General features: G+C 70.1%; 22 protein-coding genes. 6 read left to right on the top strand and 16 right to left on the bottom strand.

Features of this window, described 5'->3' with window-relative positions:
• Window positions 1-171: 171 nt before the first annotated feature.
• The 5 genes from kdpC to FS769_RS05840 are packed head-to-tail and all read right to left on the bottom strand — an operon-like array spanning window position 172 to window position 4,996.
• Window positions 172-762 (bottom strand): K(+)-transporting ATPase subunit C, encoded by a 591-nt coding sequence (gene kdpC / locus FS769_RS05860; protein ID WP_144830608.1) that lies wholly within the window; start codon window positions 760-762, stop codon window positions 172-174.
• Between the two features lie 11 nt (window positions 763-773).
• Window positions 774-3,083, bottom strand: coding sequence for a potassium-transporting ATPase subunit KdpB (gene kdpB / locus FS769_RS05855; protein WP_186325435.1), 2,310 nt, complete (start codon window positions 3,081-3,083; stop codon window positions 774-776).
• Window positions 3,083-4,768: a potassium-transporting ATPase subunit KdpA gene (gene kdpA, locus FS769_RS05850; RefSeq protein WP_144830605.1), complete on the bottom strand. Its 1,686-nt coding sequence runs from the start codon at window positions 4,766-4,768 to the stop codon at window positions 3,083-3,085. The genes kdpB and kdpA overlap by 1 nt, the downstream gene beginning before the upstream one ends.
• Window position 4,769: 1 nt before the next feature.
• Window positions 4,770-4,859, bottom strand: a complete 90-nt coding sequence (kdpF, locus tag FS769_RS05845; RefSeq protein WP_074696280.1) for a K(+)-transporting ATPase subunit F — start codon at window positions 4,857-4,859, stop codon at window positions 4,770-4,772.
• Window positions 4,856-4,996 carry a hypothetical protein gene (locus FS769_RS05840; RefSeq protein ID WP_230703986.1) on the bottom strand — a complete coding sequence of 47 codons (141 nt, stop codon included), beginning with the start codon at window positions 4,994-4,996 and terminating at the stop codon, window positions 4,856-4,858. Before FS769_RS05840 ends, kdpF begins: the two co-directional genes overlap by 4 nt.
• Window positions 4,997-5,435: 439 nt before the next feature.
• Between FS769_RS05840 and arfB the strand changes: the two genes are divergently transcribed.
• Window positions 5,436-5,873 (top strand): alternative ribosome rescue aminoacyl-tRNA hydrolase ArfB, encoded by a 438-nt coding sequence (arfB, locus tag FS769_RS05835; RefSeq protein ID WP_144830599.1) that lies wholly within the window; start codon window positions 5,436-5,438, stop codon window positions 5,871-5,873.
• Window positions 5,874-5,945: 72 nt separating this feature from the next.
• Here the strand turns inward: arfB and FS769_RS05830 are convergent, their stop codons facing one another.
• The 3 genes from FS769_RS05830 to FS769_RS05820 form a co-directional block, all read right to left on the bottom strand.
• Window positions 5,946-6,311, bottom strand: coding sequence for a PLD nuclease N-terminal domain-containing protein (locus FS769_RS05830; RefSeq protein ID WP_144830596.1), 366 nt, complete (start codon window positions 6,309-6,311; stop codon window positions 5,946-5,948).
• Window positions 6,312-6,413: 102 nt separating this feature from the next.
• On the bottom strand, window positions 6,414-8,507 hold the full coding sequence (locus tag FS769_RS05825; protein WP_144830593.1) for an APC family permease: 2,094 nt from the start codon (window positions 8,505-8,507) through the stop codon (window positions 6,414-6,416).
• A gap of 113 nt (window positions 8,508-8,620) precedes the next feature.
• On the bottom strand, window positions 8,621-9,469 hold the full coding sequence (locus FS769_RS05820; RefSeq protein ID WP_144830590.1) for a serine hydrolase: 849 nt from the start codon (window positions 9,467-9,469) through the stop codon (window positions 8,621-8,623).
• Window positions 9,470-9,513: 44 nt separating this feature from the next.
• Here FS769_RS05820 and FS769_RS05815 point away from each other — a divergent pair, with 44 nt between their 5' ends.
• On the top strand, window positions 9,514-10,605 hold the full coding sequence (locus FS769_RS05815) for a VanZ family protein (RefSeq protein ID WP_144830586.1): 1,092 nt from the start codon (window positions 9,514-9,516) through the stop codon (window positions 10,603-10,605).
• A gap of 66 nt (window positions 10,606-10,671) precedes the next feature.
• Here FS769_RS05815 and FS769_RS05810 read toward each other — a convergent pair whose 3' ends face one another.
• The 8 genes from FS769_RS05810 to FS769_RS05775 all read right to left on the bottom strand — a co-directional run bounded on the left by FS769_RS05810 (window position 10,672) and on the right by FS769_RS05775 (window position 19,891).
• A complete protein-coding gene (locus tag FS769_RS05810; protein ID WP_144830583.1) occupies window positions 10,672-12,090 on the bottom strand; it encodes an FGGY-family carbohydrate kinase in 1,419 nt (472 codons plus the stop codon).
• Complete coding sequence (locus FS769_RS05805; protein WP_222123900.1) at window positions 12,087-12,806, bottom strand: GntR family transcriptional regulator; 720 nt, start codon at window positions 12,804-12,806, stop codon at window positions 12,087-12,089. The genes FS769_RS05810 and FS769_RS05805 overlap by 4 nt, the downstream gene beginning before the upstream one ends.
• On the bottom strand, window positions 12,806-14,026 hold the full coding sequence (locus FS769_RS05800) for a CaiB/BaiF CoA-transferase family protein (RefSeq protein WP_144830580.1): 1,221 nt from the start codon (window positions 14,024-14,026) through the stop codon (window positions 12,806-12,808). Before FS769_RS05800 ends, FS769_RS05805 begins: the two co-directional genes overlap by 1 nt.
• Window positions 14,027-14,053: 27 nt before the next feature.
• Window positions 14,054-15,745, bottom strand: coding sequence for a thiamine pyrophosphate-binding protein (locus FS769_RS05795; protein ID WP_144830577.1), 1,692 nt, complete (start codon window positions 15,743-15,745; stop codon window positions 14,054-14,056).
• Window positions 15,746-15,755: 10 nt separating this feature from the next.
• The gene (locus tag FS769_RS05790; protein ID WP_144830574.1) at window positions 15,756-16,748 is read right to left on the bottom strand and encodes a MaoC/PaaZ C-terminal domain-containing protein; all 993 of its coding nucleotides are present in this window, start codon (window positions 16,746-16,748) and stop codon (window positions 15,756-15,758) included.
• Window positions 16,745-18,103, bottom strand: a complete 1,359-nt coding sequence (locus FS769_RS05785; protein ID WP_144830571.1) for an MFS transporter — start codon at window positions 18,101-18,103, stop codon at window positions 16,745-16,747. Before FS769_RS05785 ends, FS769_RS05790 begins: the two co-directional genes overlap by 4 nt.
• Before the next feature lie 63 nt (window positions 18,104-18,166).
• Window positions 18,167-19,114 (bottom strand): MaoC family dehydratase, encoded by a 948-nt coding sequence (locus tag FS769_RS05780; protein WP_144830568.1) that lies wholly within the window; start codon window positions 19,112-19,114, stop codon window positions 18,167-18,169.
• Between the two features lie 192 nt (window positions 19,115-19,306).
• Window positions 19,307-19,891, bottom strand: a complete 585-nt coding sequence (locus FS769_RS05775; protein WP_144830565.1) for a GNAT family N-acetyltransferase — start codon at window positions 19,889-19,891, stop codon at window positions 19,307-19,309.
• Between the two features lie 44 nt (window positions 19,892-19,935).
• Between FS769_RS05775 and FS769_RS05770 the strand changes: the two genes are divergently transcribed.
• The 4 genes from FS769_RS05770 (at window position 19,936) to FS769_RS05755 (ending at window position 23,389) form a co-directional block, all read left to right on the top strand.
• A complete protein-coding gene (locus FS769_RS05770; RefSeq protein WP_144830562.1) occupies window positions 19,936-21,189 on the top strand; it encodes a wax ester/triacylglycerol synthase domain-containing protein in 1,254 nt (417 codons plus the stop codon).
• 195 nt (window positions 21,190-21,384) lie between these two features.
• The gene (locus FS769_RS05765) at window positions 21,385-21,987 is read left to right on the top strand and encodes a hypothetical protein (protein WP_144830558.1); all 603 of its coding nucleotides are present in this window, start codon (window positions 21,385-21,387) and stop codon (window positions 21,985-21,987) included.
• A gap of 65 nt (window positions 21,988-22,052) precedes the next feature.
• A complete protein-coding gene (locus FS769_RS05760) occupies window positions 22,053-22,799 on the top strand; it encodes a YcnI family protein (RefSeq protein ID WP_144830555.1) in 747 nt (248 codons plus the stop codon).
• Between the two features lie 2 nt (window positions 22,800-22,801).
• The gene (locus FS769_RS05755; protein WP_144830552.1) at window positions 22,802-23,389 is read left to right on the top strand and encodes a copper resistance CopC family protein; all 588 of its coding nucleotides are present in this window, start codon (window positions 22,802-22,804) and stop codon (window positions 23,387-23,389) included.
• The last annotated feature ends 449 nt before the right edge of the window (window positions 23,390-23,838 follow it).

Below are 23,838 nucleotides of genomic sequence, written 5' to 3'. Positions count from 1 at the left end.
CGCTCGCCGTTCCGCGACCCCCGCGGACGCTTCGACAGGCTCAGCGACCGCTGGCGACTCAGCGACCGCCCGCGTCCCAGCGACCGCTCGCCGCTCGGACGCACGGCGCCGCCGCCGCGCGAGAGGCGCGACGGCGGCGGGTGACAGATGCATGTTCCTGATTCTCGTCTCTCAGAGGGCGTCGAGCGCGCGATTGAGCTCGACCACGTTCACGCGCGGGTCGCCGAGGTAGCCCAGGTCGCGCGAGATCGTGTGCTCGCTCACGAGGGATTCGACCTCGGATGCCGAGACACCCCGGGCCTCCGCGACGCGGGCGACCTGGCGCTCGGCGTTGGCCACCGAGATGTCGGGGTCGAGCCCGGATGCCGAGGCGGTCAGGGCGTCCGCCGGGATCTGCCCCGACCCGTCGAGCTCGACCGAGGCGGCCGTTCGCTCCTCGATCGCGGCGATGAGGTCTTCGTTCTCGGGCCCCCAGTTCGATCCGCTCGAGGCGGTCGAGTCGTAGCCGTCGCCCGCGGCCGAGGGGCGGGACTGGAAGTACTGCGGGAGGGCGTTGCCGTCGGCATCCGTGAAGGACTGCCCGATCAGCTGCGAGCCCGAAACCTGTCCGTCGGCGGTCTTGATGAGCGAACCGTTCGCCTGGAACGGCAGGGCGACCTGGCCGACCGCAGTGATCAGCAGCATGTAGGCCACGCCGAGGAGCAGGGTGAAGACGGCCATCGCGCGGACGGCGACGCCGGTGGTACGCAGGGTGGTGCGCATGACGGAACCTTTCAGAAACCGGGGAGCAGGCTCACGACGAGGTCGATGAGCTTGATGCCGATGAAGGGGACGATGACGCCGCCGAGCCCGTAGACGAGCAGGTTGCGGCTGAGGATGCTCGACGCGCTCGCGGCGCGGTACTTCACACCGCGCAGGGCGAGGGGGATGAGCACGATGATCACGATCGCGTTGAAGATGATCGCGCTCGTGACCGCGGATGCCGGGGAGTGCAAGCCCATGATGTTCAGCGCCGCGAGGCCCGGGAACACGCCCATGAACATCGCCGGAATGATCGCGAAGTACTTCGCGATGTCGTTGGCGAGCGAGAACGTGGTCAGCGCGCCGCGCGTGATGAGCAGCTGCTTGCCGATGCGCACGATGTCGATGAGCTTGGTCGGGTCGGAATCGAGGTCGACCATGTTGCCGGCCTCTTTCGCGGCCGAGGTGCCCGTGTTCATCGCGACACCCACGTCGGCCTGCGCCAGGGCGGGGGCGTCGTTGGTGCCGTCACCGGTCATCGCGACGAGGTTGCCGCCCTCCTGCTCGCGCTGGATGAGGGCGAGCTTGTCTTCGGGCGTGGCCTCGGCGAGGAAGTCGTCAACGCCCGCCTCCGCGGCGATCGCCTTGGCGGTGAGGGGGTTGTCGCCCGTGATCATCACGGTGCGGATCCCCATCGCGCGCAGCTCGACGAAGCGTTCGCGCAGGCCATCCTTGACGACGTCCTTGAGGTGGATGACGCCGAGGATGCGGCCGGTGCCGGTTGCGGCAGAGGTGGCTGAGCCTGTCGAAGCCACCGGGATCGGCGCGGGTCCGGTCCCTTCGACAGGCTCAGGGACCTCGGTTGCACGCTCGGAGGCCTCGGTCGCAGAGGTGGCTGAGCCTGTCGAAGCCACCGGGCGTCCTGCCGGGGTCCACGTCGCGACCACCAGGGGCGTGCCGCCCGACTGGGCGATGGCATCCGTCTCGCTCATCAGCTGCGCGCGCAGCGCCGGGGCGACCGGGCTGCCCGAGGCCTCGAGCCACGCGAGCACGGCCGAGCTCGCACCCTTGCGCACCTGCGTGCCGTCGACGAGGTCGAGGCCGCTCATGCGGGTCTGCGCGGTGAATGGGACGGGCTCCGCACCGCGGGGCATGTCGGCGACGATGCCCTGGGCCGCGGCCAGCTCGACCACCGAGACGCCCTCGGGCGTGGGGTCGGCCTGCGACGACAGCGAGGCGAACTCGGCGAGCTCGGGGCTGCCGATGCCCTTCATCGGCACGAAGGCCGACGCGCGACGGTTGCCGTAGGTGATGGTGCCGGTCTTGTCGAGCAGCAGGGTGGTGACATCACCCGCGGCCTCGACCGCGCGGCCCGACATGGCGAGCACGTTGCGCTGCACGAGGCGGTCCATGCCGGCGATGCCGATCGCGCTGAGCAGAGCACCGATGGTCGTGGGGATCAGGCAGACCAGCAGCGCCACGAGCACGGGGATCGACACGGGGGAGGCCGCGTACGAGGCGATCGGGTTGAGCACGAGCACCACGACGACGAAGACGATCGACAGGCTCGCGAGCAGGATGTTCAGCGCGATCTCGTTGGGCGTGCGCTGACGCGACGCGCCCTCGACCAGGGCGATCATGCGATCGACGAAGGTCTCACCCGGCTTCGAGGTGATCTTCACCACGATGCGGTCGCTGAGCACGCGCGTGCCGCCGGTGACGGCGCTGCGGTCGCCACCCGACTCGCGCACGACCGGGGCGGACTCGCCCGTGATGGCCGACTCGTCCACCGTCGCGATGCCCGACACGATGTCGCCGTCGCCGGGGATGAGCTCTCCGGTCTCGACCAGCACGATGTCGCCGAGGCCGAGGTCGCCCGAGGGGACGTCTTCGGTGGCGGCACGGGATGCCGAGGGATCGGCCTTCGCGTCGTACGAGACGACCCGGCGAGCCGAGGTCGTCGTGCGCGTCTTGCGCAGGGTCGCCGCCTGCGCCTTGCCGCGGCCCTCGGCCACCGACTCGGCGATGTTGGCGAAGAACACCGTGAGCCACAGCCAGACGGCGATGCCCCAGGTGAAGCCGAAGGGGAGGCTCTCGTCGCTCCCGCCGAGGAAGGGCTCGGCGATCGCGATGAGCGTCGTCAGGGCAGCGCCCACCCAGACGAGGAACATCACGGGGTTGCGCCACTGCGCGGCGGGATTGAGCTTCTTGGCCGCGCCCGGGAGGGCGGCCACGACCTGCGCGGTGCCGAATGCGCGGCGCGGGGCGGTGGGCGCGTGTTCGGCTGCGGGGGCCGGGGACCCTTCGACAGGCTCAGGGGCCATGTGAGTGGAAACGGACATCAGCGGGCAAGTCCTTCAGCGAGGGGTCCGAGGGTGAGGACCGGGAAATAGGTGAGAGCCGTCACGATCACGGCCACGCCGCCCAGAAGGCCGGCGAACTGCGGGCGGTGCGTCGGCAGGGTGCCGGCGGTCGAAGGCACGGCATCCTGAGCCGCGAGCGAACCGGCGAGGGCCAGCACGAACACGATCGGCAGGAACCGGCCGAGCAGCATCGCCACACCGAGCGCGGTGTTGAACCACGGGGTGTTGGCGGTGAGGCCCGCGAAGGCCGACCCGTTGTTGTTGGCGGCCGAGGTGAAGGCGTAGAGCACCTCGCTCAGTCCGTGGATGCCCGGGTTCCAGATCGAGGTGGCCTCGACGTCGGAGCGGATCGCCGGAATGCCGAAGCTCAACGCGGTCCCGGCGAGCACGAGGGTCGGGGTGACGAGGATGTACAGGCTCGCGAGCTTGATCTCCTTGGGGCCGATCTTCTTGCCCAGGTACTCGGGCGTGCGGCCGATCAGCAGCCCACCGACGAAGACCGCGATCACGGCGAGGATCAGCATGCCGTACAGGCCCGATCCGACCCCGCCGGGGGCGATCTCGCCGAGCATCATGTTGATCATCGGCATCATGCCACCGAGGGCCGTGTAGCTGTCGTGCATCGAGTTGACGGCACCGGTCGAGGTCAGCGTGCTGGTGGTGCCGAAGAGGGTCGAGCCGAAGATGCCGAAGCGCACCTCTTTGCCCTCCATCGCGCCACCCGCGAGCATCGGGGCCGTGCCGTTGCCGGCCATCTCGGCCCAGGTGAGAAGGGCGGCGGATGCCACGAAGATCCCACCCATCACGCCGAGGATCGTGTAGCCCTGACGGTCGTCGTTCACGATCCGGCCGAAGGCACGGGGGAGCGAGAACGGGATCACCAGCATGAGGAAGATCTCGAAGAGGTTCGTCCACGGCGTGGGGTTCTCGAACGGGTGCGCGGAGTTCGTGTTGAAGATGCCGCCACCGTTGGTGCCGAGCAGCTTGATGGCCTCCTGCGAGGCGACCGGCCCGCCGGGGATCGACTGGGCGGCGCCCGCCACCGTGGTGGCATCCGTGAATCCCGAGAGGTTCTGGATCACGCCACCGGCGAGCAGCAGGATCGCCGCGATGATCGCGAAGGGCAGCAGCAGACGGTAGGTGCCGCGCACGAGGTCGACCCAGAAGTTGCCGATCACGCCGCTGCGGCGGTACGCGAAGCCGCGTACGAGGGCCACGGCGACGGCGATGCCCACGGCGGCCGACACGAAGTTCTGTACCGTGAGGGCGGCGAACTGCACGGTGTAGCCGAGCGTGGCCTCACCCGAGTACGACTGCCAGTTGGTGTTCGTCACGAACGACACCGCCGTGTTGAACGACAGCGCCTCGCCGGGAGCGTCGAAGCCGAGCGAGAGCGGGAGCACCGCCTGCAGGCGCATGATCGCGTAGACGAACACGACGCTGACGAACGAGAACAGCAGCACCGAGCGCAGGTACGCCTGCCAGGTCTGGGCGCTGCGGGGGTCGACGCCGATCAGGCGGTAGGTGCCGCGCTCGACGGCGAGATCGCGCTCGCCGGTGTAGATGCGGGCGATGTAGTCGCCGACGGGGCGGTACGCCAGGCCGAGGGCGACGATGAGGGTGAGGCTGGTCAGGACGATCGACCAGATGGTTCCGGAATCCATGTCAGAACTTCTCTGGTCGAACGAGCGCGACCACGAGGTACACGACGGCGGCGACCGCGAGCACGGCGGCCAGGATCGAGAAGAAGATCACGAGCGGTCACCGCCTCGACCGGTGGTGCGGGCGGACGAGGGGCGGGCCTCGGGGCCCAGCTTCTCGACCCCCTTGGCGACGAGCGCGACCAGCGCGAACAGCGCGACGGTCACGGCGAGGAAGACGACATCGAGCACGACGACTCCAGATTCGGGTCTGTACCGCGGGCGAGCCGCGGGCGCCGCGGGGCGGCACGTCTGTCGATACAACTCCGCCGGGAGCCGGCATCCGGGGCTCCTAACGCTTTCCCTACGGCTCCCTGACGGACGCATACGGAGTGCTTACGGGGTGGCTGGGCGGCGTCCCTGTCCGCGAGACTGCATCTCGCTGACATCCCCGTTGCAGGCTGACGCCAAGTTGTCAGCCGGATGCAGTCTCGCCGCCGCTGGCGCTCCGCCGCGGAGCTGACTGTGCTCGGGTGTCCGATCGGGCGGTGGGCCGCCCAGCCGGGCCCGGCGTCGGCGAGACTGCACCTCGCTGACATCCCCGTCGCAGCCTGACGCGGAGTTGTCAGCGAGATGCAGTCTCGGCACCGCGTCGGGGCTGGCAGCTGCGCCGACCGCGCATGATGGAGGCATGCTCTCCTCCGACAGATCCGACGTGCGCGTGAGCGCGGCGCTCGTGATTCCGGCGGCAGAGCTGTCGTGGCGGTTCTCGCGCTCGTCGGGTCCGGGGGGTCAGGGCGTGAACACCGCCGACTCCCGGGTGGAGTTGATGTGGGATGCCGCGGCATCCGCCGTTCTGTCCCGCGTGCAGCGCGAGCGCGTGCTCGAGCGGCTCGGTGATCGGCTGGTCGACGGGGTGCTGACGATCGCGGCCTCGGAGCATCGCGCGCAGCTGCGCAATCGCGACGCCGCGCGGGCCCGGCTCGCGGCCCTCGTCGCCGACGCCGTGCGCCCGCCCGCCCCGCCGCGTCGCGCGACGAAGCCGACGCGCGGGTCGAAGGAGCGTCGGCTGCAGGCCAAGCAGCGCCGCACCGACGTGAAGAAGATGCGCCGGCGTCCGACCGACTGACGCGGGCTCGTCCGTCCTCGTCATCCCGCGTGAGTGATCTGGACACTCAACGGGGCGACCGCGGCTCGGGAGTCAGCCCGCGGACCCATCCTCGGCACGGCGGCGGCGCACCTGCTCCTCGAGGTCGGCGAGGTGCATCTCGCGCTCGAGGTCGGCGATCTGCTGCTCGGTGGTGCGGCTCTCGCGCGGAGCCGGTGGGGGAGTGGGCTGCGCGTCCCTCTGCCAGCGCCGCGGGTCGCCGAACGACATCGGCGTCGACCGCTGCTCGTACTCGCGGCCGAGCGTGAACCACAGAATCGACCCGATGAGCGGCAGCAGCACGATGAAGAACACCCACACGAACTTCGGCATGTGCTTCACCTGGTCGTCACGACGCGTGATCGCATCGATCAGAGCGATCACCATCACGGCGAGGGTCAGAAGGGCGAGGACCGGCATGGCATCCACCCTGGCGCAGCAGGCGACGCGGCGTCCACTCTCCGGCCGTGTCGCGAAACGCCGAACGCCCCCGCCGCAGGGGCGAGGGCGTTCGTGACGGGCTCAGGATGCCGGCGGCTGCGGCACCTTCTTCGACTTGTGCGCCGGCACCTCGGCGACGGGCTGACCACCGCGCTGCTGGCCCGGCAGGGGACGCGACCGGCGGCCGTAGATGAGCTCCGACGAGTCGAGCAGCCACGGCACCAGGGTGATCGAGACGCCGTGCACGAGCATGAGCTGGTGCGCGAGGCGGCGCGAGCGGCGGTTGTGCAGGATCGACTCCCACCAGTGGCCCACGATGAACTGCGGCAGGTAGACGGTCACCACGGCCGAGCCGTTGTTCGCGCGGTACTTCTTGATGAAGGCCGTCACGGGCGAGGTGTAGGTGCGGTACGGCGAGTCGATGATGACGAGCGGGATCGGGATGTCGTGCTCGGCCCACTCCTTCTGCAGCTTCGCCGAGTCCTCTTCGGTGATGGCGACGTGCACCGCGAGGGTCTTCTGGTGGTTCGCGGCCAGGGCGTAGTCGATCGCCTTCATGACGGGCTTCTGCAGGCGGTTCACCAGCACGATGGCGACGTCGCCCGATGAACCGAAGTGCACGGTCTCGTCCATGCGGATCTCGTGCTCGACGTCGCGGTAATAGCGGTTCACGCCGATCATGAGCACCGCGAGGATCGGGATCGCGATGAACACCAGCCACGCGCCGTGGGTGAACTTCGTGATGGTCACGATGACCAGAACGAGCACCGTCATCGCCGCGCCCACGGAGTTGATCCACAGGCCCGAGATGGCCGAGCGGCGTTCGATCGCGGCGGACTGCTGCTTCGCGGCCTCGGGCGGTAGATCCTTCAGCCCCCGCAGCGCGCGGCGCCAGTGCCGGACCATGCCGATCTGACCGAGCGAGAACGACACGAACACGCCGATGATGTACAGCTGGATCAGCGTCGTGAGGTTGGCCTGGTAGACGATCAGCACGCCGATGGCGACGATGCCCAGGATGATCATGCCGTTCGAGTACACGAGGCGGTCGCCGCGGGTGTTCAGCGCCTTGGGCGCGTAGCCGTCGCGGGCGAGCACCGCGCCCAGCAGCGGGAAGCCGTTGAACGCGGTGTTGGCCGCGAGCAGCAGCACGCACGCGGTGGCGGCCTGGATGATGAAGAACGGGATGCTGCCCATGCCGAAGGTCGCGGCGGCGACCTGGGCCATGAGGCTCGGCTGCGGGTTGTTCGCGCAGTCGAACCCGACCAAGTTGCACGGGTTCTCGGCGTAGTGCACGCCCGAGATGAGCGCGAGTGCCGTCAGACCGGCGAAGAGGATGATGGCGATGCCGCCCATCATCGTCAGCGTGGTCTGGGCATTGCGGATCTTCGGCATGCGGAACGCGGGGACGCCGTTCGAGACGGCCTCGACTCCCGTCAGGGCCGAACAGCCGCTCGAGAACGCGCGCAACACGAGCAGGATCAGCGCGGCTTGCGTGAGCGATTCGGCCTGCACGGCGTACTGGGCGCTCTCGGCCACGGGGGCGTTGCCCAAGAGCGTGCGCCCGAGCCCGACGACGATCATCACGCCGACCGAGCCGATGAAGAGGTAGGTGGGGATCGCGAAGACGCCCGACGCCTCGCGCACTCCGCGGAGGTTGACGACGACGATGAGAATGACGAATCCGACGGCGATCTCGACGCGGAACGGATTCAATTCGGGCAATGCCGAAATGATGTTGTCGACTCCGGATGCCACCGACACGGCGACCGTGAGCACGTAGTCGACCAGCAGGGCCGCGGCCACCACGACACCCGGCACCTCGCCGAGGTTCTTGCTGGCGACCTCGTAGTCGCCACCGCCGGAGGGGTAGGCCTTGATCAGCTGCCGGTAGCTCAACACCACCACGACCAGCAGCGTCACGACCGCCACTGCGACCCAGGGGCTGAGGGTCAGCAGGGCGGTTCCTCCGATGAGCAGGATCATCAGGAGTTCCTGCGGGGCGTAGGCCACGGAGGAGAGTGCGTCGGAGGCGAAGATGGGCAACGCCATCTTCTTGGGGAGGAGCTGCTCGTCGAGTTTCTCGGAGGTGAGGGGCTCGCCGATCAGGATGCGTTTCGCGATCGGCGTCTCTTCGCCGTCAACGCGACTTTCGTCAGTCACGGCGCGCGACACTACGCGCACTCAGGGCGTTGCGCAATCTGACGCGCACATCGTTCAGCCCCTGGTCGCTGGAACGTGACCAACGAATGCAGCGGATGCCGTATTCCCGGCATCCGGAAATGTCTTCATCCGACGGTGATCCGTGCGATGAATGCGGCCACGGCGTCAGCGCCCGCGTGATCGTCGGCGGAGATCGTGACGACGGCGTCGTCGGCGAACACGACGAGCTGCCCGTATGCCCCGTGCAGGCGCCAGGCGCCGCCCGGCCCTTCCCACCCGGCCAGGGCGTAGCGGCGGTACCCGTCGCCGGTGCTACCGGTGCCGATCCAGTCGGAGTGCATGGCATCCACCGTCTCGGGTGAGACGAGGCGGCGACCGTTCCAGGCGCCCCTCTCACGGATGAGCAGACCGATCCGCGCCATCTCCTCCGTCCGCAGCGCGAGCCCCTCGCCGCCGAGCACCCTCCCGTTCGGGCAGCGGCGCCACGAGAGGTCATCGAGCCCGAGGGGGGCGAACAGGCGTGGGCGCAGGAAGTCCTCGACGTCGCCGGTGCGCTGCGAGAGCACGTGCATCGCGGTGTAGGTGCTCGCATTGGAGTACTGGAACACGCGGCCGCGCGACGGACGCGACAAGAACTCGGCGGCGAGGTCGGGCCAGTCGGTCATCATCGTCTCGGAGTACGCGAAGTCCACGCCGCTCGACATCGTCAGCAGGTGCCTCAGCGTCACGTCCGAGACCGCCGGAACGAGACGGGCGACGGGCTCGGCGAGATCCACCAGCCCTTCGTCGGCGGCGAGGCCCGCGGCCAGCACCGCGACGGCCTTGGCGACGGAGTGGATCTCTTCGCGCACGTCGGGCGTCCAGCGATGCGTCGCCTCGTCGTCGCCGACGCGCACGTGCAGGCCGTGAGCGCCGAATCCGGTCTCGTCGATGCGGGCGACGATCTCGTCGCGGAGGGCGTCGGCGCGGGTCATGCAACCAGGCTAAGGCGCGCATCGATCGCACATAGGCTCGCGAAATGACCAACTTCGCCGTCTCGGGTGTGCTCGCTGTGTTCGCGGGAGCCTTGGTGGCGCTGCTGGCCTTCGTGCCGTTCGTCGCGATCAGCTACCGGCGCCGCGGCGGACTCACGATCTGGCGCACGCTCCTGTGGGCGGGCGCCGCGGTGTACTTCTGGGCGATCTGGACCTACACGCTGATCCCACTGCCCAGCTCGCAGGTCTACAGCTGCGCGGGCGTCAATCTGCAGCCCTTCGCTTTCGTCGACGACATCCGCGCCGCCGTCGCCGTGTCGGGCCGCTACCTGACCGATCCGGTCGTGCTGCAGGTGGCGTTGAACGTGATGCTGTTCGCCCCCCTCGGCTTCTTCCTGCGGGTGCTCGGCGGCCGCGGCATCGTCGTCGCGGGTCTCGCGGGACTGCTCGCATCGGGGCTCATCGAGACGACGCAGCTCACCGGAGTGTGGGGGATCTTCCCGTGCGCGTACCGGGTCTTCGACGTCGACGACCTGATCGCCAACACCAGCGGAGCCCTGCTCGGCTCGCTCCTCGCTTTCGCCGTGCCGGCGCAGCACCGGGGGGTCGAGAAGGCTCCGGATGCCGAGAAGCCCCGCCCCGTGACCCGCCGGCGGCGACTGCTCGGCATCGTCTGCGACGTCGTGGGCACCTGGCTCGTCGGCTTCGCCGTCGCGACGGTCCTGCAGGCGGCGCTCGTGCTGCTGGGCGGCGACGCGGTGTCGGAGTCGGCGTACGGCCTCGCCTCGATCGGCGGGACGCTCGCGGCGGCCGTCGTCTGGCTGATCGTGGTGCTCGGCACCGGACGCTCGATCGGCGATATCGCCACCCGGGTGCGCTTCACCGACGGGGTCCTGCCGGCGTGGACCGCGAGGCTGCTGCGGTTCGCCACCGGCGCGGGGGCGTACACGCTGCTCGCGGCGCTCCCCGTGCCGTGGTCGTACACGGCCATCGTCCTCGCCCTCGTCACCGTCGCTCTGGTATTCGTCTGGCGCGACGGCCGCGGCCTCACGGGCTGGATCGGTCGGCGCCGCCTGGTCGACGACCGCGCGGGGGTGGTGGGCCCGTCGGTGGACCAGGGCGAGTCGCGGGCCTGACGGCGGGTCGTCGGTCGCGGACATCGGTGAGCACGTCCGTCGACCGCGGGGGAGCGGGACCCGCCCTCACCCGGCTAGGCGCTCCCGTACCGCGCGCCAGTGGGCGTAGGCCGCGTCGAAGCGCGGCCCCACCCCGGGGCGGGGTTCGACTTCCCGGAACGAGACCCCCAAGGTGGCTCGGGCCTCGTCGAGGCTGTCGCTGACCCCTGCGCCGATCATCGCCAGCGCCGCAGCGCCGAGAAGGGTGACATCGGGGTCGCTCGCGACGAGCAGGCGCCGTCCGAACACGTCGGCGCGCAGTTGTACAACCGACTCGGCGCGGGAGGAGCCACCGGCGAACACCACCGGCAGGTCGCGCGACGGGTCGAGCAGGTCGAGACCTTCGCGCACGGTGAAAGCCGCGCCCTCCTGGGTCGCGCGAAGCAGGGCGGCAGCGCCGTGCTCGGACGTGCGGCCGATGATCGCTCCCCGAGAGCCCGGCCGCCACCGGGGAAAGCGCTCTCCGGTCATGCACGGCAGGATGACCAGTCCGCCGACGCCGGGTTCGACCGCGGCCAGGACGTCGTCTTCGACCGACCCGACGAGGGTTCGCCAGTCCGCGACCGCGCCGCCCGTGAGGCCTGTCGGGCCGCCGGCTGTCCAGAGCCCCGGCACCATCGCCGGGTTGACGACCGCTCCCAGGGGAGCATCGTCGACGGATGAGATCAAGCGGGCGAGCACGTCGGTGGTGCCGGCGACATCTCCGATGACATCGGTGGAAGCGCCCAACAGCAGACCGAGACCGACGGAGCCGTCGGGACCACCCGCGACGACGGGCAGGTCGTGGGGGAGACCGCACCGGTCGGCGGCCGCCGGGAGCAGGGTCGCCACGACCTCGCACGGCGACGCCTGACGTGGCCACCACTGCTCCGGCAGCCCGAGGCGGCGGAGAGCCGCGGTGTTCCAGGTCGAGGTGCGCACCTGAGAGGCGAGCGTGTAGGCCGCGTCGACCGTGTCGGTGACCGTGACGCCGCACAGGCGCGCGAGGAGGAAGTCCTTCGGGCTGAGAAGGGCGGCGACCTGAGAGGCTGCGCCGGCGCGCTGCAGATGCAGTCCGAGGGCCAGCGCTCCGCCCGTGGGCACAGGTCGGCCGGCGACGGTGAGAATGTCGCGGAGGAGGTCGTCGGCGATCGGCACGTCGGAGCCGCGACCGTCGGCCCAGCCGCCGCCAGGGGCGACGACGGCGAAGTCCTCGTCCACCGCGACGGTGCCGATGTGCGCCGAGATCCCGAGCGCATGCACGCGGGCATCTGTGACCGCGTCGAGCCGCGACAGCGCCGCTTCGACGTCGGTCAGCAGCGCGTCGGCGTCGAAGGTCTCCCCGCCGACGTGCGAGGTTCGGGCGACGCGCTCCGATCGCAGCACCGCTCCCGTGGCACTGACGAGAGCGGCGCGCACGGCGGAGGTGCCGACGTCGACGGCGACGACGGCGTCACGGAGGCTCATTCGGCGTCGATCCGCAGCAGCAGAGGGAACTCGGGCAGGGTCCAGCCGTAGGTGAATTCCACCGGGTTTCCCGTCCGCGAGAAGGTGGTGCGCAGCCCGTGCAGAACGGCGCCGCCGGGGGCGACGTCGAGGAGTCGGGCTTCATCGGGCTCCAGGATGGCGGCCGTCATCGACTGGTCGGCCCACTGCAACTCGACCCCGTAGCGCTCCGAGAGGGTCCGATAGAGCGACCCTTCGGCGAGTGGCTCGCGAACCAGCCCCGGTGCGACGGCGTAGGGCACCCACGCATCCTGCAGGGCCGCCGCGACGCCGTCGACCCGCCGCACCCGGGTGAGGCGGTTGACGGTGTCGCCGGGGTCGAGGCGAAGGGCGTCGGCGACCTCATCGGGTGCCGACGCGAGCTCCGCGCGCACGACCTCGCTTGCGAGATGGTCGCCCGACGACGCCAATTCGTCGGCGAACGATCGCAGGCGGCTCAGACGACGCCCGCGGCGGGGGTGCTCCCGCACGAACGTGCCGCTGCCCTGTTTGCGGATGACCAGGTCGTCGGACCCGAGCAGTTCGAGCGCCTGCCTGACGGTCATGCGACTGACGCCGTACTGCTTGGCGAGATCGTTCTCGCTGGCGATCTGCGCGGCTGGCTGCAGCGCTCCCGACTGGATCTGCGCCACGATGTCGTCGTAGATCACCCGGTACATCGGAGCCCGCTGCGGCATCAGATCGCCCCTTCCGCCCGGAGTCGAGCCACCTCATTCTCATCGAAGCCGAGGATGTCGCGATACACGTGATCGTTGTCCTCGCCGACGCTGGGCGGCGCCTTGCGAACGACCGGAGGCGTCTTCTCCATGTGGATGGGGTTCCCCGGCATTCGGATGGTGCCGTGCACCGGGTGCTCCGCCTCGACGATCATGTCGCGCGCGGCGATCTGCGGCGACGCCGCGACCTCTCGAACGCTCGCGACCTTGGCGTAAGGCACACCCACGGCATCCAGCCGAGCGGAGATGTCGTCACGCTCGAGGCCTCCCGACCACTGCTGGATGATCGCCTCGAGGGTCTCCTGGTCGGCCATGCGGCCCTCGACGGTGGCGTAGCGTTCGTCGGCGGCGAGGTCGTCGCGATCCATCGCTCGGCAGAGCTTGGGGAACAGCGACGCGGTACCGGCCTGGATGTAGATCGGACCGTCGGCCGCCTCGTACACGTTCACGGGCGCCGTCAGCAGGTCGCGCGAGCCCGAGCGGGGCATCTCCATACCCAGCATGAGCTCGGCGATGAGCCGCGTCCCGAGCGCCGAGAACATCGTGTCGAAGCTGGCGATGTCGACGAGCTGACCCTCGCCGGTGCGGTCGCGGTGCATGAGCGCCGCCATCGCACCGATCGCACCCTGATAACCGGTGGTGTAGTCGGCGATGTACGTGCCCGAGAGCGTGGGTTTGCCGTCGGGCTCGCCGGTCATGCTCATCAGCCCCGAAGACGCTTGCGAGATGGCGTCGAAGAGCGCCCTCTCGGAGTCCGGCCCGGTCTGACCGAACCCCGAGATCGACACCAGGATGATGTCGGGGTTGAGCTCTTTCATCCGCTCGTACCCGATGCCCATCTTGTCGATGGTGCCGGGGCGGAAGTTCTCGACGACCACGTCGGCCCATCGCACCAGGTCTTCGAGGATTCCCAGGGCCTTCGGATGACGGGTGTCGAGCGTCGCCGCCTGCTTGTTGCGGTGGTAGAGGAACATGTAGATGCTCTCGCCCTGCCAGTAGGGGCCGTGATGGCGCGAGTCCTCGCCGGAGGGACGCTCGACCTTGACCACCTCGGCCCCGAAGTCGGCGAGGATCTGCGCGCACAGCGGACCCGCGATGAACCGCGAGAGATCGAGCACCTTGACTCCGGAGAGGGGCCCGGATGCCGATGGGGTGGTCGTTGCGTCCGTGTGCTGCGTCATGAGAACTCCTTCGTTCGTCGGGCGGGATCAGGCGTTGTGCGGCACGAACGCGGGATACGTCCAGGCGTTCGCTTCGCGGTCGAGCACGACGTCGACGACGACCGGTCGCCCGGAGGCGTACCCGTCGCGCACCGCGTCGACGAGGGCGTCGACGTCCGTGACGCGCACCGCCTCGAGCCCCATGCCGCGGGCCACCTGGGCGAAGTCGACGTCGTGGAAGTCGACCCCGATCGTGCGGCCGTCGAAGTGCAGCACCTGCTCCTGTCGGATGTTGCCATAGCTGGAGTCGTTCAGCACGACGATCACGACCGGACCGCCCGCTCGGGCGAGTGTCTCGAGCTCACCCAGGCTCATCCCGAGCGATCCATCACCGATGAGGGCGAGGACGGGGCGGGTCGGATCGTCGACCACCGAGGCGATCGCGGCGGGGAGGGCGAAGCCCATGTTCCCGAAGCCGACGGGCTTGATGTAGCGGTAGGGCTCGTCCATCTCCCAGAGGAACGACCACACGCCGGGGTTGCCGGCATCCGGGATCAGCACCGCGTCGCGCGGAGTGACTTCGCGCAGGGCGCGCACGACGACGGCGGGCGAGACGGTACCGGCGTTCTGCGGCTCGAGGTCGCGCGAGAGTTCCCACCAGTCGCGCTCCGCCTGCTGCAACTCGGCGATCCATGACTGACGCGAGGCGCGGGCCGAGGCGGCCTCCTGAGCTGTGGCGTCGACGAGATCGCGCGCGAAGGCGGCGAGATCGCCGACCACTCCCGTCGTCACCTCGGCGTAATAGCGCCCGATCATGGTCGGGTCGATGTCGACCTGAACGACCTCGGGGAGGCGACGACGCCAGCGGGTCGTGGAGACCGCGTTCAGGCTGTTGCCGAGCGCGAGCACGAGATCGGCGTCGTCGATCACGCGGGTCGTCAGGTTGGTTCCCATGCGGCTGAGTGCGCCGAAGACGAGCGGGTGCGTGGTGGGCACCGCGCCCATGCCGTTGAAGGTGGTGACGACGGGGATGCCGAGAGCGTCGGCGAGTTCGAGCACCGCTTCGCCGGCCCGGCCGCGATTCGCACCGTTGCCCACCCAGATGACGGGCTTCTCGGCCGTGAGGACGCGGGCGGCGACCGCCGCGATCTCCTCGCCCGCGGCCACGGGCCGGGTGCCCACCCACGAGCGCGCGGGGTGGACGGTGGGGATCTCGGGTACCTCGGCGACGGGCTGCTCGATCGTGTCGCGGGCGAAGTCGAGGTGCACGGGGCCCGGGTTGCCGGTCATTGCGTTGATGTAGGCCTCTTCCATCACCTGCTTGATGCTCGAGGCGTGGGCGATGAGGCGTCCGAATTTGACGAACGGTCGGAAGATTTCGACGTGGTCGGCGTTCTGCGCGTCGTCCTTGTGGATGTTCTCGCCGTTGTTGTTGCAGGTGATGATGATCGCGGGGCTGGAGTCGCGGAACGCGCCACCGACACCCGTCAGCAGGTTGGTGGCGCCCGGGCCGGTCGTCGAGATGGCGACGGCGGGTCGGCCGGTGAGGCGCCCGTACGCGTCGGCCATGACGGCCGCCGCGTTCTCGTGCCGCGTGTGCACGAATTCGATCGAGGGGGTGTCGATGATGGCATCCGTGATGGCGAGCGTCTGACCGCCCACCACGCCGAACACCTTCGTCACGCCGAGGGATTCGAGCATCTTCACGACCAGCTGTCCGCCGGTGATGTTGTTCGTCATGGTCTCTCTCTCATTTCCGGTTCGTATCGGGAAGCGGGGCACTTGCCCATCCCGCGGCGCTCAGGGCTCCATCGGCCCTGCGCACCCACACCTGCATCTCGACGCGGTCCTCGCCGACGTCCGTCACCACACCCGCGATGCGAATCGACTCGTGCACGTCGACGGTCTTCAAGAACTTCACGCGCAGCCACCCGCCCGCGAAGAACCCGGCTCCGAAGCTGCGGCTGAGAAGCTCGGCGATCGCGCCGAACTGCTGCTGTCCTTGCACGATCGGAACGCGCAGCCCGCCCGCGCGAGCGAGGTCGAGGTCGTTGTGGATGTTGCGGACGTACTCGCCGATGCGTGAGAACACCGCGGCCTGCTCGGTGGTGAAGCTCTTGTCGAGGGGGCCGAGCACCTGACCGACCGCGGGGCGTGCGGCGTCGAAGGCCGGCGCGTCTGCGGCGACATCTCCGGTGACCCGCTCGTCGGCTTCGGCGGGCGAAGCACTGCCGCGCCCCGCCACGTCTCCGGGCCGCGTGCGGAGGATCTCGACGCCCCGATGACGCAGGATGTTGCGCCCGTCGGCGCCCGTGGCGGTTGCTTCCATCACCACGTACCCCTGACCGCGACGCTCGTACGCCTCGGTATAGGTCCCGGCAAGAGTCACCTCTTCGTCGAGGAAGGCGGGCGAGTCGAACCACAGCTGCTCTTCGGTGTGCAGACCCACGACGCGGCTGGCCGCATAGACCGTGGTGAACAGCTGGACGAGGTCGTTGCCCAACAGCGACGCGTGGCCGATGCGTCGGCCGTCGAACGGGCTCGCCTCCAGGTGCCAGGGGTGGTGGTCGTCTTGCGTGAACGCGAACCGCTTGATCTTGTGATCGTCGACGACGACAGTGGCGGGCCCCAGCTTTTCGGGGATCGAGAGGTTCTCGAACTCGGGTTCCTTGAGCCCTGCCTCGAGGTCGTCGACGTCACGGGCGCGCGTCGGATCGGTCAGGTCGCGATTGCCGGCCGTCATCGCTCTTCTCCCACCTTCGTCATGTCGGTGCGGTTGGTCTCGGGGGCGAGCCACGCGCACACGCCGCCGATGATCAGGCAGACCACGGTGATGGCGGCGATCGGCCACGGGTCGCCGCCGGTGGCGGCGAAGATGGCGGTGGATGCCAAGGGCCACAGGCCGATGAGCACCGACGGCAGCTGCGCGGCGAGCGAGACGCCCGTGTACCGCACTTTCGTGCCGAACAGCTCGCTGAAGAATGCCGGCTCCACGCCGTACACCGCGCCGACGCCGATGGCGTACGCGACGGCATACACGACGTACATGAGCACGATGTTGTCGGCATCGAGGATCCAGAAGAACGGGAAGGACACCAGCGCGCCCACGACGGAGCCGAGGATGAAGACGGCACGTCTTCCGATCCGGTCGCTCAGCTTTCCGAAGAAGTAGTACGTGTAGATGGCGATGGCCGCAGCGATCGTCGATGCCCACAGGATGTCGGTGCGGCCGATCTCGGTGTAGTTGGTGGCGAAGGTCAGGCCGATGGTCAGGATGATGTAGCCGAAGACGGCTTCGCCGAGGCGCATTCCCATCGCCAGAAGCAACGGCCTCTTGAACCGGCGGAACAGCTCAGCCAGCGGCATCCGCTCCTTGGGGGCGTCGGCCGCGGACTTCGCTTCGAGAGCATCTTGCGCCGCCTGGAAGGTCGGGGTCTCGGTGAGCTTGAACCGGATGAACAGGCCGACGCCGATGAGTATTGCGCTCAGCAGGAACGGAACTCGCCAGCCCCAGGTGAGCAATTGCTCGTCGGGCAGCGTGGACACCAGCGCGAAGATCGTGGTCGACATGACGAGTCCCACGGCATTGCCGATCTGCGGGAAGCTGCCGTAGGCGCCACGCTTGCCCTCGGGGGCGTACTCGACGGCGACGAGCGACGCCCCACCCCACTCACCGCCCACGCCGAAGCCCTGGATGAGGCGCAACGCCACGAGCAGGATCGGAGCGAGGATGCCGATCTGGTCCGTCGTAGGCAGCAGGCCGATCAGGAAGGTCGCGGTCCCCATCATGATCAGCGTGGTGACCAGCGCGGCCTTGCGGCCGAACTTGTCGCCGAAGTGGCCGAACACGATGCCGCCGAGCGGGCGTGCGAAGAATCCGACGCCGAAGACAGCGAAGGCGGCCAATGTGCCGAAGATGGGGTCGCCATCGCTGGGGAAGAACAGGCGGCCGAAGACGAGCGCCGATGCCGTCCCGAAGATGAAGTAGTCGTACCACTCGACGGCGGTGCCGACGAGGCTCGCGACGGCTGCCCGCCGGGCGAGACGCGTGCGGTCGGCCTGGTCGACGGGACCGGCCGGTGTGCGTTGTTCGGTCATGCTGACTCCCTTGTCATGCTGTGTCGTTCGTGTCGTCGCGGGGTGGATGCCGCGACGTTCTTCTCAGAGCAGTGCGGTCGGACGCACGGGGTCGTCCGAGATGACGGCCGATGCCCACCCGAGTGCGGTGCGGGTGCCGTCGGCCTTGTCGATCCACACCTCGACCTCGAGGCGGCCGTCGCTCTCGCCGACGACGGCCCCGGTGGTGTGGAGCTCGTCGCCCACGAAGGCGGGCGAGACGAAGCGCAGGTCGAGCTCGCCCGTGGTGAGCCACGAAGCCCCGAAGACGTCGACGAGGTTCGCCACGATGTGCCCGGTCTGCTGCTGGGCCTGGACGATGGTTCGCGGCAGCTCGGCGGCGGCGGCCTTGTCGGGGCTCGTGTGCACGTTGGCGAAGCCGCGGCCGGCCCACGAGAACACCGACATCTGGTCTTGGGTGAAGCGAGTCGTGCGCCGCGGCAGAGCGGCGCGTTCGGGAAGTCCGTGCGCGGCCACCGTGACGGGGTCGACCGTCTCGTCGGTCGTGCCGATGACCGTGCGCGGGCGGGCGCTTCCGGTGGACCGCCCCTGGCCCACCACGTCGCCCGCGACGGTGCGCATGATCTCGCGACCGCGGTGTTCGACCAGCACTCGGCCGTCCTCCCCGCGAGCCACGGCTTCGAGAGTCACGTAGCCCTGCCCGCGGCGCTCGTACTTCTCGGTGTACGCACCCTCGACTGTCACGGTTTCGCCGACGCGGACGGGGGAGACGAATCGCAGGTGCTCGTGGGTGTGCAACCCCTGGGCGGTGTTTCCGTCGTACTTGTCGTAGAAGAGGAAGAGCAGCTCGTTCGCGAGCACGAGGGGGTGGCCGACCGGGCCGCCGAACGGCGAGTCGCGGAAGTACCAGTCGCCGAAGTCGTCCTGCGCGAAGGCGTAGTCGAGCACGAAGCGACGATCGACTGTCTGGCTGACGGGCCCGAGCGGCTCGGGCACCTCGACGAGCTCGTAACGAGCCTCTTTCAACGTCATCGTCCGCTCCTTCGCGTCCTCGTTGACGTCTAGTTGTCTAGACGACTAGACAGACAATGCCAGGGCTGCGCGGCGAAGTCAACACCTCCCCGCGCTCGTGGCGTGCACGAGCGACGATGACGTGGTCCGCGTTCATCGCGTGCTTCACCAGCGGCGCGACATCCCTCGCGCCGTCGAGGACTGAGGCGCTCGTCAGCGGCCGCGGAACTCCTCCGCGAGCACTCCCATCAGCACCTCGTCGTGGAACCGCCCGCCGTGGAAGGCCACCTGCCGACGCACGCCTTCGCGCACGAACCCGGCCTTCTCGTAGGCACGGATCGCGCGATCGTTGAACGCCCACACGCGTAGTTCGACCTTGCGCACCCCGAGCTCGTCGAACGCGTAGCGGAGCACCGTGCGCGTGGCATCCGTTCCATATCCACGACCGACGGCATCGGGACCGATCACGATCGCGAACGTGGCGACGCGTGCGGGCAGGGTGGCGCCCCAGAGGGTCGCGTGTCCGATGAGGTTCCCGGTCTCGTCGTCGATGCTGAAGCCCGCTCCGCCGGGGGAGTCGTTGCGGCTCCAGATCTGGAACATCTCGCGCACCGCCGCCTCCGGACGAACCGTCACGCTGTTCTGCTGCAGCGCAGCGCTGTCGCTGCGCCGCCACCAATCGACGAGCGGGTCGAGGTCGGCATCCGTGAGGCCTCGCAGCCGCACGCGCTCACCGTGCAGCAGGGCGGAGCCGTAGGCGAGGGCGGAGTCGGTGTCGTGGATCGCGTCGTCGGCCATGATCCGACGCTACCGAACACGCCCCGGGCCGCTACCGTTGCGGCATGAACGAGCCGCTGTCGGCCGCAGACGCCCGCATCCTGGCGCTGGAGTCCGACGTCGTGCGCGGACACGCGCTCAAGCTCCTCGTGCTCGAGCCGGGCGACGCCCTCGACCTCGAGGCCCTGCGCGCGAGCGTCGCCGAACGGCTTCCCGCCTTCCCCCGCGGGCGGCAGGTGGTCGTCGACGACCGCGGCGTTCCGTCGTGGGCGGATGCCGACGACCTCGACCTCGCGCACCACGTGCGGCAGCGCGCGGCGGCGGATCCGATCGAGCTGCGCGCCGTCGTCGGACACCTCATGTCGGAGCCGCTCGACCGCTCGCGCCCCCTGTGGAGCATCGACCTCATCGGCCCGCTCACCGACGGCCGCGAAGCCCTCGCGGTACGCCTGCACCACGCAGTCGCCGACGGGCTGACGGCCGTGCGCTTCCTCGAGAGCATCGTCTTCGAACCGCACGATGCGCCCGCCCACGACGTCGGCGTGCGCGACCCCGAGGCGCGGCCGACCCGCTGGAGCGAATGGGAGCGGATGCCGCAGACCCTCGCCCGCGAGCTCGGTCACCCCGGTTCCCGATCGCCGTTCGACCGGCCGATCACCGCGCGCCGCGCGCTTGCCTTCGTCGACGTGCCGCTCGCCGAGGCCCGAGCGGTGGGCGCCTCCCGCGCCGATCACGCGACCGTCAACGACGTGCTCCTCGCCGTCATCGGGGGCGCGTTGCGCCGGCGCCTCCTGCACCACGGGCACACCCCGCGGCTCAACGCCCAGGTGCCGGTGAGCCTGCACGAGCGGGGGGAGGATGCCGCGGCATCCGGAAACCGCGACTCCTTCATCGACCTCGACCTGCACCTGCACGAGCCCGACGACCTGCGGCGCCTCGACCTGCTCAGCGCGCAGACCCGCGAACGCAAGCGCGGGCACGACGCCCGGTCGCTCGACGAGCTCTTCCACGCGCTCGCCGCGGCCGGTCCGGTGGGGGTCCTCGCACGCGGGCTCGCCGACGACCCGCGGGAGTTCGCGCTCGCGATCTCGAACGTGCCCGGACCCCGCGTCGCGGTCGCCGTCGCCGGGCGACGGGTGGCGCACGTCTACACCTCGTCGGAGCCGGGCCCGCGCCATGCGCTGCGCGTCGCGGCGATCTCGAACGACCGCTGGCTCGGCGTGGGTTTCTGCGTCGATCCGCTCGCGGTGCCCGACGTCGAACTGCTGGCCGACGCTGCGCACGACGCGTGGGAAGCGCTGCGGGCCGGCTCGGCCTGATCTGCGGGCCCGGCTCGCGCGCACAGCGGCGGGGATCACGACCGACACGCCGTTTCCGGATGCCGTGGCTCGGCGTGCCGCCGAGATCCTCCGCCGTTGTGCCCGGCCGCGGCCCGCCCTCGACCTGTCTCGACGACGGACCACCACCGCCGGACCGGGGCCGCGCGCCGAATAGGCTGGACGAGAAGGAGTCCCATGTCGTCGAGAGCAGGGCGCGCTCAGCGCGCGGGTCGCGGTGTCGCCGCGGCCGCTGTCGCGACCTTCCTCGCCACCGTCTCGCACGGCGCGGTCGACTCCGCTCTGCCGTCCGCGATCAACATCGCCGTCGCCCTCTGCCTCGCCACGCCGGTGTGCGTGCTGCTGGCCGGGCGGGCGATGTCGTGGTGGCGCCTGTCGGCGGCTGTCGCGCTCAGCCAGGCGTTGTTCCACGGCATCCTGATCCTCGATCTGCGCGGTGACGGCGCCACCGTGAGCGGGGGCCACCACGGCACGGCCGCCGTCGTAATCGATACGGCCGCATCCACGCATGCCGTCGCAGTCCACTCGATGCACTCGCCGTGGATGTGGGCCGCGCACGCGTTCGCCGCGGTCGTGACGATCCTGGCCCTCGGCCGGGGCGAGCGCGCCGCGCAGGCGATCGCCCGCTTCTTCATCGCCGCTCTGCTGGTTCTGCGTCCGTTCCGCGGCATCGCCGCTCACACGGATGCCGTGCGCACCCCGCCCGAGCCGCTGCTGCTGCCGCGGGCCATGACGGTGCTGTCGCCGATGAGGCACCGGGGTCCGCCGCTCGCGGCCTGACCTCGACCCCTCATCTCGCGCGTGAAACGCCTCTTCGGCGTGCGCACTTCCAGAAAGCAGCAACCATGTCTCGTAAGACCACCTTTCGCCGTACCCTCCTGGGCCTGACCGCCGGCGCCGCTCTCGCCGTCGCCGTGCCGCTGGCGGCCTCGGCGCACGTCACCGTCAACCCGAACACCGCCACTCCCGGCAGCTACGCCACCGTCAACTTCCGCGTCCCCACCGAGTCCGAGACGGCGTCCACCGTCAAGGTCGAGGTGACCCTGCCCACCGACACCCCGCTCAGCGCGGTTCTCGTCGAGCCCGTTCCGGGCTGGACCGCGACCGTCGAGAAGGGGGCGCTCCCCGCCCCCGTCGAGGTCGACGGCAACACCATCACCGATGCGCCGCTGAAGATCGTGTGGCAGGCCGACCCGGGGGTGGGGATCGGACAGGACCAGTTCCAGATGTTCTCGGCCGTGCTCGGACCCGTGCCCGACACCGGGCACATCTTGCTCCCCGCCGAGCAGACCTACTCCGACGGAGAGGTCGTCGACTGGGCGGCCACGCCCGACCAGGTCGCGGCCGACGACTCGCTCGAGCCGGCGCCCGTGCTCTACATCACCGACACCCCGCCCACGGCCGAGCACAGCCACGGCACGACCGCAACCGGCTCGACCGACCACACCGCCGATGACATGACCGCGGCCGCCGCCTCGAGCGACGACTCGTCGGGCGTGGCCCTCGGCCTCAGCATCGCCGCCCTCGTGGTCGCGGCCGTCGGCGCCGTCTTCGGCGCCCTCGCCTTCGCGCGCCGGTCGAAGCGCGCCTGATCATGGGCTCCCGGAACACGCTGCGTCGGGTTCTGGCCGGGGCGGTGGTCGTCGCAGCCGCGATGACCGCCGCCCTCGGCGGGGCCACCGCGGCCTCGGCGCACGACAGCCTCGTGTCGTCGTCGCCGGCCGAGGGCGAGAGCGTGTCGTCGCTGTCGGAGGTCTCGCTCGACTTCAGCGCCAATTTGCTCGGCTACGACGGCGGCAACATCGTCATCGTGCTCGGCCCCGACGGCCGGCACTACGAGAGCGAGTGCGCCGCCCTCGCGGGACCGAATCTCACCACCGCGGTGTCCCTCGGCGACCCCGGCGACTACTCGATCGAGTGGCGTGCCGTCTCGTCCGACGGCCACCCCGTCTCGGGCGTCATCCCCTTCACCTACACCGGCGCCAGCACTTCGGCCGGATCCGACACCTCGGTGTGCGCGAGCGCCGCCGGTGCGACCGCGGCCCCGGTCGAATCTGCCCCGGCCTCCGACGGCGGTGCCCCGTCGGGCCTGGTCATCGGCCTCCTCGCCGGTGGCGGGGTGCTCGTGCTGGTGGTCGTGCTGATCGTCATCATCGTTCGCACGCGCCCGCGCGAGGACTGACCCGCGGGCCGCCGACGTCCGCCGTCCTGCGGATCGGGCGTGCGGCGCGCCGGGGTCACGGCATCCGGGACCGGCGTGTCGCCCTCCGGGTCCGCACGACGGCATGACCTCGGCCCCGCGGGGTGTCGGACGCGGCGCCGGATGCCGATCGGCCCGGCCGTTCGTCGACGTCCGCCGTCCTGCGGATCGGGCGTGCGGCGCGCCGGGGTCACGGCATCCGGGATCGGCGTGTCGCCCTCCGGGTCCGCACGACGGCGCGACCTCGGCCCCGCGGGGTGTCGGACGGGGCGCCGGATGCCGATCGGCCCGGCCGTTCGTCGACGGCCGCCGTCCTGCGGATCGGGCGTGCGGCGCGCCGGGTTCGCGGCATCCGGGATCGGTGTGTCGCCCTCCGGGTCCGCACGACGGCATGACCTCGGCCCGCGGCGCGACCCCGGCCCGCGGCGCGC

The sequence above is a fragment of the Microbacterium sp. BH-3-3-3 genome, from assembly GCF_007679045.1.
GTDB lineage: Bacteria > Actinomycetota > Actinomycetes > Actinomycetales > Microbacteriaceae > Microbacterium > Microbacterium algihabitans.
The sequence above is the reverse complement of the archived record's forward strand: the minus strand, read 5'-3'. Positions and strand labels throughout refer to the sequence as shown.

Coding starts and splice junctions, on each gene's coding strand:
- kdpC (WP_144830608.1), bottom strand. CDS start 762: ATGCGCACCACCCTGCGTACCACCGGCGTCGCCGTCCGCGCGATGGCC.
- kdpB (WP_186325435.1), bottom strand. CDS start 3,083: ATGTCCGTTTCCACTCACATGGCCCCTGAGCCTGTCGAAGGGTCCCCG.
- kdpA (WP_144830605.1), bottom strand. CDS start 4,768: ATGGATTCCGGAACCATCTGGTCGATCGTCCTGACCAGCCTCACCCTC.
- arfB (WP_144830599.1), top strand. CDS start 5,436: ATGCTCTCCTCCGACAGATCCGACGTGCGCGTGAGCGCGGCGCTCGTG.
- FS769_RS05830 (WP_144830596.1), bottom strand. CDS start 6,311: ATGCCGGTCCTCGCCCTTCTGACCCTCGCCGTGATGGTGATCGCTCTG.
- FS769_RS05820 (WP_144830590.1), bottom strand. CDS start 9,469: ATGACCCGCGCCGACGCCCTCCGCGACGAGATCGTCGCCCGCATCGAC.
- FS769_RS05815 (WP_144830586.1), top strand. CDS start 9,514: ATGACCAACTTCGCCGTCTCGGGTGTGCTCGCTGTGTTCGCGGGAGCC.
- FS769_RS05810 (WP_144830583.1), bottom strand. CDS start 12,090: ATGAGCCTCCGTGACGCCGTCGTCGCCGTCGACGTCGGCACCTCCGCC.
- FS769_RS05805 (WP_222123900.1), bottom strand. CDS start 12,806: ATGCCGCAGCGGGCTCCGATGTACCGGGTGATCTACGACGACATCGTG.
- FS769_RS05800 (WP_144830580.1), bottom strand. CDS start 14,026: ATGACGCAGCACACGGACGCAACGACCACCCCATCGGCATCCGGGCCC.
- FS769_RS05795 (WP_144830577.1), bottom strand. CDS start 15,745: ATGACGAACAACATCACCGGCGGACAGCTGGTCGTGAAGATGCTCGAA.
- FS769_RS05790 (WP_144830574.1), bottom strand. CDS start 16,748: ATGACGGCCGGCAATCGCGACCTGACCGATCCGACGCGCGCCCGTGAC.
- FS769_RS05785 (WP_144830571.1), bottom strand. CDS start 18,103: ATGACCGAACAACGCACACCGGCCGGTCCCGTCGACCAGGCCGACCGC.
- FS769_RS05780 (WP_144830568.1), bottom strand. CDS start 19,114: ATGACGTTGAAAGAGGCTCGTTACGAGCTCGTCGAGGTGCCCGAGCCG.
- FS769_RS05775 (WP_144830565.1), bottom strand. CDS start 19,891: ATGGCCGACGACGCGATCCACGACACCGACTCCGCCCTCGCCTACGGC.
- FS769_RS05770 (WP_144830562.1), top strand. CDS start 19,936: ATGAACGAGCCGCTGTCGGCCGCAGACGCCCGCATCCTGGCGCTGGAG.
- FS769_RS05765 (WP_144830558.1), top strand. CDS start 21,385: ATGTCGTCGAGAGCAGGGCGCGCTCAGCGCGCGGGTCGCGGTGTCGCC.
- FS769_RS05760 (WP_144830555.1), top strand. CDS start 22,053: ATGTCTCGTAAGACCACCTTTCGCCGTACCCTCCTGGGCCTGACCGCC.
- FS769_RS05755 (WP_144830552.1), top strand. CDS start 22,802: ATGGGCTCCCGGAACACGCTGCGTCGGGTTCTGGCCGGGGCGGTGGTC.